Here is a 14,468-nt window from a genome sequence, read left to right on the forward strand (position 1 = left end):
GGAAGAATGCGGATTTCACGGTCCCAGGAAAATCGAGTCGCGTGTGGCACTGCTGGCTTGTCCAGCAGTGCCACACGGAAACAGGGCTACAAATCAAGCGCCTTGGTGCTGGGATCCAGGTCAAAGGGGCGTGCAGGTTGTGGTTGAGGCCGCACGACAGGCGCTGGATCAACGGGAGCGGCCCGGAGCGGAATGACTCGTGGGATGATAGTCGTCGTGGTTCGCTCGACGCGGTTGGTGATCAGCGGCGTCGTGTAGTAATAGCTGCGGCGGCCGATTAGCGGCTGGTAGTAGTCCATCGGCGGCGTGGCGGCGAAGTCGGCTTGTTGGCCAAAGTAAGGATCAACGGTGTCGTAACCGAACAGGTCGTAATAGAGTTTGTCGTATGACTTCTGCACATTCTGCCAGGCGATGCGGATCACGTACGGACGAGGCTCGGGAATACGGCTGTCAAGTTCGCGCTCCAGTTCCTTGTAGGCGGCCGAGACGTTGCTGAAGCGGCGCTGTAGATAATACGGATTGGCGTTACGGCCGGCGTCTTGGCGATATTGCTCCATCTTGTTGGCCAGCTCGTTGGCGGCCGAGGCGAGTTGCGGCTGATCGGCAGTGGTTAGCTCTGACCCGAGCTTGGCGGCCGACTGCTGCAGCATGTTGGCGTCGGGCGTCACCCGGTAGAGATCGGGGAAGAGACTTTGGGCGTGGGCCGTACCGCTGACAAGCAGCGCGGCCAGCAGCGAAAGGATGGCGGTTTTCATCGGTTTCGTCTCCCAGAAAAGGTTTCCCCTATCGGATTGATTCTAGAGGGAAGGTTTCGCCGAAGGCAATAAAAAAGCCGACGCACCCGGGGAGGAGGTCGGCCTTTCGTAGGTTAACGTTCGTCGCACTGCGACTATTTGTCGGTTGAAAAATGCCATCGTGGCATTTTTCAACCTCGCCAGGCTCAGAGCGTAGCTCTTCGCGGCTCGCATCCGTGCGATCACGCAGTCCGTCGAAAAGATCAACGGACTGCTATTTGTGAAAGCCGCCCTTGTTGAAGTGGTTGTTCCACTTCCGGCTGGGGTTGGAGAAGACCTTCTTGGTCTGGATCGTCACCGGACCCAGCTTGATCGTGCCGCCGATGTGCGGTTGGTTGATCGGGAACTTGTGGTTCGGCTTTTGAATCGGGAATTTATTCACGTTGTGGGGGAATCCGCCCACCTTGTGCCCATGCCCGTGATGATCATCGAAATGTCCACCGATCTGGCAGGTGTAGCTGATGAACCCGCAGTGACGCGAGTAGAGGTCGTAGTAGACGCGGTCGAAGGCGCGTTCGACATCGGCCCAGGTTTGCTGCACCAACCAATCGTTGCGAACGTGGCAGGCATGGATCAGCAACGTTTGCACATGTCGCAATTCGCGAGCGGTCTCCTGGAAGTCGGCTCGCAGGTGCGAGAGCGAACCGCCATGCGCCGCCGTTTCGGCGAAGTGAGCGGCCGCTTCATCCAGGTGATGCGCCTTGTCGTCGAGGTGCGAAAATCCGGTGCGGTGATGGATCAACTGGTGCAAGCGATGGGTCGCTTGATGCAGGTAGTAGGTGTCGCTTTGAATGCGACCGCCAAACTGCCAATGGCCCGCCTGGGCCAGTTGCGGAGCGGCGATCAGGATGGCGGCGACAAGCGAAAACAGAGCGATTTGGCGTTTCATGGTTATTTCCCCCGGCGTTGGCGTCTCGATAATCCAGAGCGGCGACTGTGCCGCTTGGCGTCGAAAGGGAGTAATGGCATCGCTGGCGCCAGAATGTGCCAGCGGCTGGAGGATATTGACGCAAGTCCTTTGTGGGTAAGGGATTGGTGGTTTTGAATATTTTTCAGAGAAACCGGACTCGGCAAGATCGAGGGGCAATCTGGCCCGAAATGCTATCGATTTGACAACAAAATTCTCAGGGCGAGACAGTCAGCTGGGTTGCGGGCCGGAATGTTGTGTGGGGGAAGGGCGCGCAAAAAAAGGCCGAGCGAAATTCGCTCGGCCTTTTGAGATGGAAAGCGGGACAGGTTGCCGGATTACGACTCTGACGAGACCGGCGCCAGGGCGGTCGGAGCCTTGCCTCTGTTGGCACGGGGCGCTTTGAAGCCCGCCGGAGACGAGAACTGGCCATCGGCCGAGGTGGTGAAACCACCGCCGCCGCCGTAATCGGTGTTGTTGTCGAACTTGCCGGCGCTGCCCGATCCGGCCCAACCGCCAAACAAGCCGTAAACGTTGTCGCCATTGTTGGCGACGGTCAAGTCACGACTGGCGACTTCGCCGATTAGCAGCGTGTTGGAGGTGCCATCGGTGAAGGAGTGAAAGCCGGTGATCTCGTTGTACATAAAGGCGCCATTGTCGCACTTCCAGCCGTAGTAGCTGGTGCAGCGACCCGAGTCGGCGTTGTTGGACGAGGCCGATTCGTTGAGGGCGCCGTTAATGCCAACGTAGTTGTGGTACTGGTGATTGCGGGGATTGTAGCCGAAGACGTTGTTGCTGTTCTTCGGTTTGACGTTCGACGGGCAATTGAACGCACTGATGACGACGCCATTCAGAATGTTCGAGTTGACCGTGGCGTCGGTGCTCTTGAAGCTCTGCGTCCAGTCGAACTGATCGATGAGTGCGGTCTGTTCGATGTACGGCAAGGTCGAGAGCTTCCAGTTGACCAGTCGCTCCGGCTAGCGTTTCGTTGATGCGTCGCCATGTGCCGTCGTCTCGCCAGCGGGCGAAGTAGTCGTAGACCGTGCTCTTCGGCAGCAGATCGTGCGGCAACATGTCCCACTGGCACCCGGAGCGACATTGATAGAAAATCGTATTCACAACTTCCCGCATGTCGACCGAGCGAGGTCGGCCTCCCTTCTTGCTTTGCCGATACCGGGGGATCAACCCTTCGATCAACTCCCATTGTTCATTCGTTAAATCACTCGGGTATCGCTTTCGGACTTCGTCGGACATCGCAGGCTCCAAGAGTTTGGCGAGCCGCAAAGTGTGACGAAAATCGGAGTTTCAAGAAATGGCAGTTTCCGGATAGGCTCTTAGTTCCCTGAGGTTGAGATCGCCAGTTCGATCGTGTTGTACCCCGACGTGATGTCGACTTGTTGGATCTCTTCGTAGTACTGATCGGGGAAGGGAAGTTTCCGCTTGGCGCTGCGGGATGTCGGCACCGCTTCCGGCGGAACCAGTTTGACGACGCAGGGGCCAAGTCGGACGCCGTTGCGCGTCAGCGAGTAAATCGCCTCGAATTGGCCGGAGTCGTCGGTCGTGGCGGTACTGCCGCGAACCCCTTTCTCTACGGGGTCAAACTCAAGGTTGATGCCGGCGCGAGCCGGTTTTCCGTCGATATGCAGGGTACCGGTCACGGTTCCCAGGCTCGATTGGTTGCTGGGGCTGCAGCCGACTGCCGCCAACAGCGCCAGCAGGAGGCCCAGCGAAGATAACTTAGAAAAGTGCATTAGCGTTTACTCGTTCGTGGAGGCTGAACCTGCGCCGCCCCGGTGCGGCGCAGAGGAAACTAGACGAGATCAAGTCGCCGGCGACTACGGCAGGTTCACGACCGCGCCGTCATCCCGAATGCCCAGTAGTTGGTAAACGCCCATGCCGCTGGCGCTGGCATAGATCTGGCTGTGAAGGCCGTCGCCGCCAAACCAACCATTGGCGAGTCCATTCTTGTCAAATTCGATGTCTTCCGAAATGAACTGCACCGAACCGTCGCAGAAAGCGAAGAACGCGCCGCCCGGGTGCTGGCTGGTGAAGCCCCAGTGCGCGGTGTGGTTGATCGGGAACGAGACGCAACGCGACAGCGTGTTCTGGCGTTCCAGATAATCGTTACCTGGCGTGCCGGCCCAGAAAGCCCAACCGCGCGGGCCCGAATCATAACCGCCCGCCTTGGCCGAAACCTCGCCCAGGGCGAAGGTATTCGAGAGGCCGTCAGTGATGGCCGAGAAGTTCATCCCTTCGTAGTTGATCGCACCGGTGTTGGCCGCCTTGTCTTGATCCCAACCGGCCTGGCCGTAACCGCGGCTGGCGGCGTAGCTGATCACGCCATATTCGACGTTGTCGTGCGTGTAGGTTTCCGGAGCGACCGTCGAGGGGCAGCGGAGGCTGTTGATCACCGTTCCCAGAGCCAGCGTCGCGTTGGCGTCGGGCGTGCCGCTGACCGCTTGCGGGAAAGTGTAGCCGGTCACGCCGGCGGCGTCGGCTAGGTTGTTTTGTTCCAGGTACGGCAGCAATTGGGCGGCCCAACCCCAGAACGTGTTGTTCCGGCGGTAGGAAGGCATTTCTAGGTAGGTGTCGTGATAGGTGTGCGTCGCCAGGACGGCTTGCTTCAGATTGTTACGGCACGACATGCGCCGCGCCGCCTCGCGGGCTTGTTGGACGGCAGGCAAGAGCAATGCGATCAAGACGCCGATGATGGCGATCACGACCAAGAGTTCAACAAGAGTGAAGCCGCGTTGACTTCGAATAGAATGAGTCATGGGTGGCAGTTCTCCAAAGGAACGAGCGGATGAAAAAATAGGAGATGGATGGTCCGTAGACTGAAGTGCCGCTTCTCTGTCCACGTTGTTGCTGCCCAAGTCATGGCGCTCTTGTGCGTGTCGCTCCGCTATGAGGAGTGGGATAACTCATATCGCGTCATGATTGATTGCGTGATTGCTAATCCACTTTTCGTACCAGTCACGAACTTTTCTAAATGAAACAGGAAAAAATCCTGCATCCAGGGGGCGTGGTTGTGTTGGTTGGGGCTGGCGAGTTGTATCAATTCCTCGCCTTCCTGGAGTATTTGATATTCCGACCTTTGGGCGTCCTCGACTGGAGGCAAATTCTGTGCACAGTAAATAGGCGGTGGGCGCCTGTTTTTTCGTCAAGACGCGAGAAACCCGCCATTCGGCGCGCAAGGATGCGATGAATTAGCGCGCACAAGGGAGGAAGGGCTTGGTGGATGGTGTGCGGGCACAGACTGGAAGTCAGATGGCGTTGAACAAGGGAGCGTGGTGCATTACTGCAAGAAATGTCTCCTAACAGTCCGTTGATTTTCTCGACGGACTGCGTGATCGCACGGATGCGATCCCAAAATAACGACGTAAGTCGTTATTTTGCGAGCCGCGAAGAGCTATGCTCTGAGCCTGGCGAGGTTGAAAAATGCCACGATGGCATTTTTCAACAGGCAGCTAATGGGGGTGGTTTAGATCCCGCGCTGAATCGCTTCGGCCAGCGAAGGGGTTTGATTCCCTACGAAGCCCTGCCGAAGCGATCAAGTCGGAGGATGTGGAACGAACGAAGTCGTCCACCAAATGGTGAGAGAAAGTGTGTTAGAATCCGCACGAGAGCCCTAGTTTTCGGCCTTGGAAATCTTCAGTTCCAAGGTGGTGTGGCCCCCGTGGACGTTCACCTGTTGGATCTCTTCATAGTACTTTTCGGGGTAGGGAAGCTTGGGTTTACCGCTACCGGTCTTAGGAACGACCAGCGGCGGTTCCAACTTGATGACGCACGCGCCAGTGCGGACGCCGTTGCGTGATGCGGAGTAGACCGCTTCAAAAAAGCCCGACTCGTCGGTCGTCGCGATACTGCCGCGGACTCCTTTTTCGAGCGGGTCGAAAACAAGTTTGACTCCCGCAGGCGACGTTTGGCCGTCAATCATCAACGTGCCGGTGACGCTACCGAACTCCACGTCTTCTTTCTTGCCGCATCCTCCGATCGCTGACAGCGATAGAAGGAGAAGCAGCCCCGATACTCTAGCTGCGTACATATGCATATCGTCCTTGAGCCACGGACGCCCATCGCGCCGCGGCTGGAAATAGAGGGAATAAGAGAAACGCCAAAGGGGCGGCGACTATGGCAGCGAAACCACCGCGCCGTCGTCTCGGATGCCGAGCAGCTGGTAGACGCCCATGCCGTCGGCTTTGGTGTAGATGTCGGCGTGGAGTGCGTCTCCACCAAACCAGCCATTGGCGGCGCCATTGTTGTCGAAGTCGATGTTCTCCGAAATGAACTGCACCGATCCGTCGCAGAACACGAAGTAGGCGCCCTCAGTGTGTGCGCTGGCGAAGTTGAAGTAGTCGGTCAGGTTCAGCGGATACGAAACGTTCCGCGAGATCGACGCCTGGCGGGCAATGTAGGCGGTATCTTGACCAGCGGTCGGTTCGGGCATCGCAGCCCAATAGCTCCAGCCGCGAGGACCATCTTTCCAGCCTTGGTACCGCGCCGAGGCTTCGCCGACGGCGAACGTGTTGGAAAGTCCGTCCAAGATGTCCGAGAACCCAAGGCCGTCGATGTTGATGGCGCCGGTGTTGGCCGCTTTGTCGCGTGGCCAGCCAGCTTGACCATAGCCGCGACTGGCGGCATAGCTGCAGACCCCGTATTCAAGACCATCGGCCGCCTCGTAGACTTCGGGGGCGGTTGACGAAGGACAGAGGTAGCCGGTGATGACGGTACCTATCGCTTCTTGCGCTGCGGTACCTGCGGTGCCGTCGGAGACCTGCGCCAGCGAATAGTCGTTGATGCCGATCGTGTCGTAGACGTTGTCTTGTTCCAGGAACGGCAGCAGGGCCGCACTCCAAGCCCAGTAGACGTCATCCTGATACGCCGGCATTTTGCCGAACGTGTCATGATGGTTGTGCAGGGCCAAGCCGATTTGCTTGAGGTTGTTGCGGCATTGAGTGCGACGGGCCGCTTCGCGAGCTTGTTGCACGGCCGGCAAGAGCAACGCGATCAAGACGCCGATGATGGCGATGACGACAAGTAACTCCACAAGCGTGAAGCCGGATCGGGAAGAAGGATTCGAACGCATGAACTTGGAAACCTCAGAAGACCAAAAAATGAAAACGGAACGTTAAGTCAAAACGAAACCGCGCATAGGAGATATTTCACACAAGGTGCATGTTTTGTGCCGGAAGTGAGAAAGCGGAGACGAATCGATGGAAAACGCTACTTCGGAGGGATGGAAAGTTGAAAGCGGGATGTTTTGGTGAAAAACTCTCTCATTCGAATTGTTTTTACACGTAAGTGGCGGGACCACCTGCTCAAAACAAGAGGGGATCGTGCGCACTTCCGGTGCAAGTCGCTGCCCACAATTTGATCGGGCCGTAGCGGGCGAAAAGGAGGGGCGCGAAAGCAGAGAAAAATCAGCGCGCAGAGCTGCCTGATGTGGTCCGAGTCTGTTATTGAGATCCGCGCGTCTTACGACGGCGCCAAAGCGCGAATCACGACTACCACCGCATCAGCGAGGTGCCCCAAGAGAGTCCGGCGCCAAAACCGGCGAGCAGCACCAGATCGCCCCGTTGGATGCGACCGGCCTGGTACGCTTCGTCCAGCACCAGCGGAACGCTGCCGGCCGACGTGTTGCCGTAGCGATCGAGATTGATCACGACCTTCTCACGATCGAAGCCGAGATTCTCGCAGGCCGCGTCAATGATCCGCACGTTCGCCTGATGCAGCAAGACCAGCGAGACTTCGTCGGCGGTGACGCCGGAGTGAGTCAGCACATCTTGAATGCTGTCGGCGATCACGCGAACCGCCCATTTGAAGACGCTGCGGCCATCCATGTGCAGGTAGGCGTGTCCATCGGCCAGGCTTTGGTCGTCAAGTCGCTTCAGCGAGCCGCCGCCAGGGACGCACAGCAGTTCGCCACCTTCCCCTTCGCTGCCGAGGGTGTAGGAGAGAAAGCCTTGTTCTTCGGACCCAGCGCCCAGGATGACCGCTCCAGCGCCGTCGCCGAACAAGGGATAAGTCTTCCGGTCATCCGGATTGGCGATTCGCGACAACAGATCGGCCCCAACCACCAAGGCTCGCCGACTGGCGCCGGTCCGCACAAACTGGGCGGCGGTGATCATCGCATACATAAAGCCGGCGCACGCGGCGCTGACGTCCATCGCCGCACAGCGAATTCCAAGGCGATCTTGCAGTAGACAGGCGGTCGACGGGGTCGGCATATCTGGCGTGAACGTGCCAACGACGATCAGATCGATTTCGCCGACGTCGATTCCCGCATTTTCGATCGCCGCCAACGCGGCCGCTTGCGCCATGTGGCTGGTCGCCATCTCCGGCGGCGCATGACGTCGCTCGCGAATTCCGGTCCGTTGAACGATCCACTCCGGATCACACCCCAGCGAAGAGAGGTCTTCGTTCTTGACGACGTTCTCAGGGACAAAGCTGCCGACGCCCAAGACCTGTACGCCAAGCAGTTGCCGCAAGGGACTGCGATTCGAAAGTTGTGAAGCAGACTGCCCATGAGCGGCAGTCGAACTAGCCGACGGCATGAACGGGGAATTCCTGGGGTAGCAGACTTTTTGGCGCGAATAGCCAGTATAACAAGCTTTGATCCATTTTCCCACTTGCGTCCGTCTGGTTGCTGGAGCGGGTAATTCCACCTAAAATCTCACGCCAGCAATTGCCAGGCATCCCTGTAATCGGACGTCATGATCGAACTTCCCCCGGAATTGGAGTCGCCCCCGGTCCCCTGGACCCGGCGGCACCTGCTTGACCTCGAAAGCCTGACCGCTGACGAGATCACCACCGCCCTCGACGTCGCCCAACGTTTTAAAGAGGCGACGAAAGACTGTAAGGTTAAATTGCCAGCGTTAGCGGGCGTCACGTCGGTGAATCTGTTCTTTGAAGATTCTACCCGCACACGGACCAGCTTTAGTTTGGCGGCCCGCCGTTTGGGGGCCGATAGCGTCGAATTTTCGGCTTCCAGCAGTAGCGTCTCGAAGGGCGAAACGCTGCTGGACACCGCCAAGACGATTGAGTCGATGAAGATCGACGCGATGGTGATTCGGCATCGCTCGCCGGGCGCCCCGCAGATGTTGGCGAAGAATCTCGACTGCTCGGTGATCAACGCCGGCGATGGACCGCACGAACACCCAACCCAGGGTCTGCTCGACATTCTGACGATTCGGCAGCATCGCGGCTCGATCACCGGGCTGACGGTCGCGCTGGTCGGCGACATCGCGCATAGCCGCACGGCCCGCTCCAACATCTGGGGACTGAAAAAGCTGGGCGCCCATGTGATCGTCTGCGGCCCGTCGACGCTTGTCTCGAAGCAATGGGAGAAGTTGGGCGTTGAGGTTTCGCACAACCTGGACGACATCGTCGCTCGCTGCGATGTGCTAAATCTGCTGCGGATCCAATTCGAGCGGCAATATACGCGGCCGTTTCCTTCGGTCCGCGAATACGCACTGCTGTACGCGATGAATCGCGAGCGGATGTGCCGCGCGAAAGACGACATCCTGATCATGGCGCCCGGCCCGATCAATCGCGGAGTCGAAGTGACGCCGGACGTGGCGGATGGTTCGCAGTCGGTCATTCTGCATCAAGTGAATAACGGTTTGGCGGTGCGAATGGCCGCGTTGTATCTGGTCACCAAAGCGTCGCGGTAGAAAAGAACATGTCGACCATCTTGCTGAAAAACGGCCGCTTGATCGATCCGAGTCAACAGATCGATCGCGTGACCAGCGTGTTATTGAAGGATGGCGTTGTGGCGTCGATTGACGCCGGCGACGCATCGGCCGACCACGAGATTGACGTCACCGGCAAAATTATCGCGCCGGGGCTGATCGACATGCACGTGCAACTGCGCGAGCCGGGCTGGGAAGAAGACGAGGCGATCGCCAGCGGCGCCGCTTCGGCCATCGCCGGTGGTTTCACGTCGATCGCCTGTCTACCCAATACCGAACCGCCGCTCGATACGCCGGCTGGCATCGAGTATGTCCGGCATCAGGCCAACCGTGCCGACAAGTGCAACGTCTATGTGATCGCCTGCGTCAGCAGCGGCCGCAAAGGAGAACAACTCTCCGAGATTGGCACGCTGGTCGAAGCGGGCGCCGTCGGCTTTAGCGACGCTTCAAAGCCGATTAGCAATCCAGAACTGTTGCGGCGGGCGCTCGAATATACCCAGATGTTCGACAAGCCGGTCCTCAATCGGCCGGAACTTGTCGAACTGACGCACAACGGCGTGATGCACGATGGGATGGTTTCGCTGGTCCTCGGCCTGGCGCCGTTGCCGGTCGAAGCGGAAGAGGTGATGGCGGCCCGCGATATTTGCTTGGCGGAAGCGACCGGCGGCCGGCTGCATCTGATGAGCGTCTCGTGCAGCGGGACCATCGAGATCCTCCGCCGGGCGAAGGTCCGCGACGTTGGCGTCACCGCCGAGATTCATCCCTGCAACTTCTCGCTGACCGACGAGGCGCTCCGCTCTTTCAATCCCAACTGCAAAGTCAATCCGCCGCTCCGCTCGGCCGATCATCTCGAGGCCTGCATTGCGGCGCTGGCGGACGGCACGATCGACGTCATCTCCAGCGGTCACGCGCCGCGGGCATCGGAAAAGAAGATGCACGAGATGACCGATGCGCCGTTTGGGATGGTCTCGCTGGAGACGACGCTCGGGCTCACCTCGACCAAGTTAGTGCAGCCGGGACATTTGACCTGGAGCCAGGCGATCGAAAAGCTGAGCACGACGCCGGCCCGCATTCTCGGTATTCCAAAAGGAACGCTGGCCGTTGGCGCCGACGCCGACGTGACGGTGATCGATCCCGAGTTGAACTGGACCGTCGATCCGGCCAACTACCTCTCCCGCAGCTCGAACTGCCCGCTGTCTGGCTGGGAACTGACCGGCAAAGCGGTCCATGTGATCGTCGGCGGCGTGGTCAAAATGTAGAGCTTCTTCCTGGCTCAGGAAGAAGGGCAGGGGAAGATCGAGGAAGACGTACAGCGGCAGAAGATGTAGGTTGGATGCAGCGGAGGGCTGGCCCAACAGACGGCTTGCAAGCAAAAAGGTGGGTTACGCAAGCGGGACGACCTTCTTCCAGTGGCGAACCAATTGACGCTTGGTCCACCCACCCTACAAGTTCTTCCATTTACGGCGATCTAGTCTCGTACGAAACCGACCATGCCTCTCATCATCGACGGCTACAACCTGCTCTACGCGGCCGGCGTGGTTAGTTCGCTCGATGGCAGCGGTTCGTTCGAGCAGGACCGTCTGGCGCTGTTAGAGCTGATCCGCTCGGTCGTCGATTCTGAGGAGATTCGTCAAACGGTGGTCGTCTTTGACTCGGCCAAAGCGCCTCCGGGGCTGCCGCGGACGGTGCGGTACCATGACATCGTCGTCCACTTCGCCTCGGAGTACGCCGACGCTGACGAAATGATCGAGTTCTTGATCGAACGGCATGCGGCGCCCCGTCGGCTGACGGTCGTTTCGAGCGATCATCGCGTGCAAAGGGCGGCTCGCCGCCGGAAGGCGACGGCGATCGACAGCGCCCATTGGGTCAGTCTGATGCGTCGCAAACGCCACGCCCAAGACAAAGCGGCCCAGATCCCGACCAAACCGCTGGCGCCCCCGTCCGATTCGGAAGTCTCCCGTTGGATGCGGGAGTTCTCCGACGTTGACGTCGATCAGATCGCCAAAGAGCTGAAGCCGCTGAAGCGATCAACGCCGCCGCCAGCCAAGCCGGCAGATCCCGCGCCCAGCGAAGAGACGTCGAAGAAGCCGACCCCGGACAATCCCTTCCCCGACGAGTTTGAAGACGAAATCCGCCAGCTCGGCAGTCAGCTAGGTGGTTCGATCTTTCCGTCCGACTATCTCGACGAGATCGCCCGCGAGTTTTGGGACGACGGGGAAGACCCGCCCAAGTAGGCATTGGATCTTCTAGGCAACAGCCAAGGGGTGTCATTGCGCCCCTTAGATTGCGGAGGTTCTGCCCAAAAACCGACCCCATAGGTTCCATTCTGGGCCCGATCTAGCGGGTTTTGCTTCTTCTCTGCCGATTTCTTGCGGCGTAATCGGGCGCGATCCCCTGATCCATAAGATCCGGACTAACCGGTATATCTACGCAAACCGCTTCTTTTTCCTAGGTGTTGCATTTTAGCCACATGTTACTCCGATCCCATACTTTGTAAGCGACACGTTCCTTCCCTCTCGAGTCTGTTGGAGATCCTACTCGTGGCCAAAGCCCAAACCAGCAAATCGACCCCGCGTAAGACCGCTGCGAAAAAGACCACCCCTGCGAAGAAGACGACTACGAAGCGTAGCCCCAAGGCGGCCGCTCCCAAGAAGCGAGCCACCAAAGCTGCCGCCGCCAAGGAAGAAACGGTCGCCAAAAAGCCGGCTGGCGAAAAAGAAGTGACGATCGATCGCCGCCGCAAGGAAGAGCCGGTACAGATCGAACGCCGTGCGAAGGTTGCCCGTCGTCGTCAGATCGACCCGACCACCTGCGAACGGGACTACGACAACGACGAAATCGAATTCATGCAAGCTCTGGACGCCTACAAGCGAACCAGCGGCCGAATGTTCCCGACCTGCAGTGAAGTGCTGGAAGTGCTGAAGGGTCTGGGCTACCAAAAGAACATCGGCGGCGGCGAAATGCCGGTCGTCGAAGAAGAAACGGAAGAAGCTTCCCTGGTGGCGGAAGCGGGCCAATAGTCGCCTGCCGCCGCTATCACTGCTTGCTACCACGAAACAGGAAGGCCGTCCCCTCGGTCTTCCTGTTTTGTTTCTTGAGCGATTCTCTCTTGTCGTGACAAAAAAATCTCTCTACTCTCCCCACGCGCGAAGAGTCCTTCCTGCGCCGGCATGTCGTCGGCTCCCCGTGATTGGGGCGAAGACTCGATAGATCAAACAAAACTAGTACGAGGGCTCGCAACGTGAGCGAACCATCAAAAAAATCGGCGATCACTCCCACGTGGCTCTTTGGCGGCGGCCTGCTGTTGGCGATCGCTTGTAGCGGTTGCCAGATGGCCTCCAGCAGTTCCAACGTCGCCGGCGTGCGGGCGGTGCAAAGTGGACAACCGATGGTCGCGGTCAATCATTTCCAGCAGGCGCTGGCCAATGATCCGACCAACGCCGACGCTCTCTACAACATGGCCGCCACCTATCACGAGATGGCCAAGGTCAACAATGACCCGGCGATGATGAAGCAAGCGGAGGAACTTTATAACCGTTGTCTTGATCAAAACGGCGATCATGCGGAGTGTTATCGCGGACTCGCCGTGCTGCTGATCGATATGAAACAGCCTGATAGCGCCTACACGTTGATGGAAGGCTGGGCACAGCGCAGTCCAAACTCGGCCGATCCCAAGGTGGAACTGGCGCGTCTGTATCAAGAATTCGGCGATGACCAAACGGCGCTAGCTCAACTGAACCAGGCGGTGGCGATCGACGCCAACAATGCTCGGGCGTGGGCCGCGCTTGGCAACATGCGAGAAAAGTCCGGCGACTACAGCCAGGCTTTGGCCAACTATCAGCGCTCGCTGGCGCTGAATAACTTCCAAGACGGCGTCAGTACCCGGGTGGCGACGCTCGTTCGCCAAGGGGTCCAAGCCGACACGCCGCTATCGCCAACCGGCGACACCCGCATCGTGCAGAATCCGAACACGACGCAGCGGTACTAGAGCGTTTTTCTGATAGCAGTAGCGTTTCTAGCGTTAGTGAGGCAAGCTGGTCAAGGCGACCGAAGCAGGCGAATCCTCAAGATTCGTCGATGCAGGTCAACGCCGACCAGCGCGGTCGCAACCAGCCAGAACGATACAGATGGAAGAAAACCGCTCTAAGAGTGGGTTAGCCGCGATAGCTCTCGCTATCGGGGCGGCGCAGCCGCTGGGCGCATCGGCGCCCGACTGGCTGCAAAGAGGATTTTTCAATGCCGATTGACTGAACGATCTCCGCGAGTGTGCAAATCGCGGATTGATGCTTCCTGCTAACCGACTATCCTGCCGGGGTCAGCTTCCAGACGCCGTACGGATTGTGGAATAGATGATCCGGCTCGAACATCGTGCACGCTTGATGTTCGATCTTATACCGCGGCGCTTCGGCCTTCACGCTGAAGGTCTGACCGTTTTCGAGTTCTGGACTGTCGAACAGCAGATAGCGGAGGAAGGCGTCGATTAGCTCGGCGGCGGTTTGCGGCTGGATCTCGGCCTGAACGACGCAATCGGGATATCCCAGGTTGTGCATGCCGCAAGAGTAAAAGATGTCGCCTGAGCCGATGTAGGTCACGTAGGCTCGAAAGAGCGTGGGGAGGTCGCCCTTCTCGCTCCACTCTTCCCACTTCTTGGCGGGGTGGGCGATGCCGGTCGACTCGATCTTGATCGCGATCCCGCCGCATTTCAGCAGCGCGGCGGCGGCCAGCATCATCTTCTTGGCGGTCTCTTCCGATCCCCCCTTGGTGATCAGATAAACGCACGAGCTATGTCGGTCGATCTCGGTGAAGGTCGCCTCGTCGAGCCAACTGCGACCGGCGATGGCGAACGCCTTGCCGAGATTGGGGTTGGGCTCTTCAAACTGAACCGTGACCGCTTCGCGGGTCTCCTTGTTCATCATCGCGACGCCGGCGTAGAGATAGTCGCCGTCTGGCTTGCCGACCGACATCACCAGGTCATTGCGGGTCTTCCAGGCGCCTGGTACGCAAACGACCAGTTCGGGAGACGTCATCGAAAATCTCCCTTCCATGGAGAAAAGTGTCGCCAATCAGTGACGATCT

At 58.8% G+C, this 14,468-nt stretch carries 14 protein-coding genes and 1 pseudogene; 5 read left to right on the forward strand and 10 right to left on the reverse strand.

What is annotated here, in order from left to right; genetic code table 11:
• Positions 1 to 86 precede the first annotated feature (86 nt).
• The 9 genes and pseudogenes from Enr8_RS05775 to Enr8_RS05815 form a co-directional block, all read right to left on the reverse strand.
• Positions 87 to 755 (reverse strand): hypothetical protein, encoded by a 669-nt coding sequence (locus Enr8_RS05775; RefSeq protein ID WP_146429630.1) that lies wholly within the window; start codon positions 753 to 755, stop codon positions 87 to 89.
• A 253-nt stretch (positions 756 to 1,008) separates the two neighbouring features.
• Entirely contained in the window at positions 1,009 to 1,683 is a 675-nt protein-coding gene (locus Enr8_RS05780) for a hypothetical protein (protein ID WP_146429631.1), read from the reverse strand.
• Positions 1,684 to 2,039: 356 nt separating this feature from the next.
• Positions 2,040 to 2,645, reverse strand: a complete 606-nt coding sequence (locus Enr8_RS05785) for a DUF1559 family PulG-like putative transporter (protein ID WP_186767453.1) — start codon at positions 2,643 to 2,645, stop codon at positions 2,040 to 2,042.
• 34 nt (positions 2,646 to 2,679) lie between these two features.
• Positions 2,680 to 2,955, reverse strand: a pseudogene (locus Enr8_RS05790) (transposase); the annotation flags it as partial.
• 80 nt (positions 2,956 to 3,035) lie between these two features.
• The gene (locus Enr8_RS05795; RefSeq protein WP_146429633.1) at positions 3,036 to 3,452 is read right to left on the reverse strand and encodes a hypothetical protein; all 417 of its coding nucleotides are present in this window, start codon (positions 3,450 to 3,452) and stop codon (positions 3,036 to 3,038) included.
• Between the two features lie 84 nt (positions 3,453 to 3,536).
• Positions 3,537 to 4,475: a DUF1559 domain-containing protein gene (locus Enr8_RS05800; RefSeq protein WP_146429634.1), complete on the reverse strand. Its 939-nt coding sequence runs from the start codon at positions 4,473 to 4,475 to the stop codon at positions 3,537 to 3,539.
• Positions 4,476 to 5,329: 854 nt separating this feature from the next.
• On the reverse strand, positions 5,330 to 5,746 hold the full coding sequence (locus Enr8_RS05805) for a hypothetical protein (RefSeq protein WP_146429635.1): 417 nt from the start codon (positions 5,744 to 5,746) through the stop codon (positions 5,330 to 5,332).
• A gap of 84 nt (positions 5,747 to 5,830) precedes the next feature.
• Entirely contained in the window at positions 5,831 to 6,787 is a 957-nt protein-coding gene (locus Enr8_RS05810) for a DUF1559 domain-containing protein (RefSeq protein WP_146429636.1), read from the reverse strand.
• A 418-nt stretch (positions 6,788 to 7,205) separates the two neighbouring features.
• The gene (locus Enr8_RS05815; protein WP_246119953.1) at positions 7,206 to 8,189 is read right to left on the reverse strand and encodes a beta-ketoacyl-ACP synthase III; all 984 of its coding nucleotides are present in this window, start codon (positions 8,187 to 8,189) and stop codon (positions 7,206 to 7,208) included.
• A gap of 225 nt (positions 8,190 to 8,414) precedes the next feature.
• On the opposite strand from Enr8_RS05815, the gene Enr8_RS05820 reads away from it, so the two are divergent.
• The 5 genes from Enr8_RS05820 to Enr8_RS05840 all read left to right on the forward strand — a co-directional run bounded on the left by Enr8_RS05820 (position 8,415) and on the right by Enr8_RS05840 (position 13,380).
• Positions 8,415 to 9,374, forward strand: coding sequence for an aspartate carbamoyltransferase catalytic subunit (locus Enr8_RS05820; protein ID WP_146429638.1), 960 nt, complete (start codon positions 8,415 to 8,417; stop codon positions 9,372 to 9,374).
• 8 nt (positions 9,375 to 9,382) lie between these two features.
• Positions 9,383 to 10,651, forward strand: a complete 1,269-nt coding sequence (locus Enr8_RS05825) for a dihydroorotase (RefSeq protein ID WP_146429639.1) — start codon at positions 9,383 to 9,385, stop codon at positions 10,649 to 10,651.
• Between the two features lie 231 nt (positions 10,652 to 10,882).
• The gene (locus Enr8_RS05830; RefSeq protein ID WP_146429640.1) at positions 10,883 to 11,626 is read left to right on the forward strand and encodes an NYN domain-containing protein; all 744 of its coding nucleotides are present in this window, start codon (positions 10,883 to 10,885) and stop codon (positions 11,624 to 11,626) included.
• Between the two features lie 306 nt (positions 11,627 to 11,932).
• Positions 11,933 to 12,412, forward strand: coding sequence for a hypothetical protein (locus Enr8_RS26025; protein ID WP_246119954.1), 480 nt, complete (start codon positions 11,933 to 11,935; stop codon positions 12,410 to 12,412).
• 221 nt (positions 12,413 to 12,633) lie between these two features.
• Positions 12,634 to 13,380, forward strand: coding sequence for a tetratricopeptide repeat protein (locus Enr8_RS05840; RefSeq protein ID WP_146429641.1), 747 nt, complete (start codon positions 12,634 to 12,636; stop codon positions 13,378 to 13,380).
• Positions 13,381 to 13,693: 313 nt separating this feature from the next.
• Here Enr8_RS05840 and Enr8_RS05845 read toward each other — a convergent pair whose 3' ends face one another.
• Complete coding sequence (locus Enr8_RS05845; RefSeq protein WP_186767454.1) at positions 13,694 to 14,419, reverse strand: DUF4261 domain-containing protein; 726 nt, start codon at positions 14,417 to 14,419, stop codon at positions 13,694 to 13,696.
• Positions 14,420 to 14,468 lie beyond the last annotated feature (49 nt).

Origin of the sequence: Blastopirellula retiformator (assembly GCF_007859755.1) — a bacterium.
Taxonomy (GTDB): domain Bacteria; phylum Planctomycetota; class Planctomycetia; order Pirellulales; family Pirellulaceae; genus Blastopirellula; species Blastopirellula retiformator.

Bases quoted from the DNA above. Each gene is read 5' to 3' on its own strand.
- Enr8_RS05775 (WP_146429630.1), bottom strand. From the start codon at position 755: ATGAAAACCGCCATCCTTTCGCTGCTGGCCGCGCTGCTTGTCAGCGGT.
- Enr8_RS05780 (WP_146429631.1), bottom strand. From the start codon at position 1,683: ATGAAACGCCAAATCGCTCTGTTTTCGCTTGTCGCCGCCATCCTGATC.
- Enr8_RS05795 (WP_146429633.1), bottom strand. From the start codon at position 3,452: ATGCACTTTTCTAAGTTATCTTCGCTGGGCCTCCTGCTGGCGCTGTTG.
- Enr8_RS05800 (WP_146429634.1), bottom strand. From the start codon at position 4,475: ATGACTCATTCTATTCGAAGTCAACGCGGCTTCACTCTTGTTGAACTC.
- Enr8_RS05805 (WP_146429635.1), bottom strand. From the start codon at position 5,746: ATGTACGCAGCTAGAGTATCGGGGCTGCTTCTCCTTCTATCGCTGTCA.
- Enr8_RS05810 (WP_146429636.1), bottom strand. From the start codon at position 6,787: ATGCGTTCGAATCCTTCTTCCCGATCCGGCTTCACGCTTGTGGAGTTA.
- Enr8_RS05820 (WP_146429638.1), top strand. From the start codon at position 8,415: ATGATCGAACTTCCCCCGGAATTGGAGTCGCCCCCGGTCCCCTGGACC.
- Enr8_RS05825 (WP_146429639.1), top strand. From the start codon at position 9,383: ATGTCGACCATCTTGCTGAAAAACGGCCGCTTGATCGATCCGAGTCAA.
- Enr8_RS05830 (WP_146429640.1), top strand. From the start codon at position 10,883: ATGCCTCTCATCATCGACGGCTACAACCTGCTCTACGCGGCCGGCGTG.
- Enr8_RS05845 (WP_186767454.1), bottom strand. From the start codon at position 14,419: ATGACGTCTCCCGAACTGGTCGTTTGCGTACCAGGCGCCTGGAAGACC.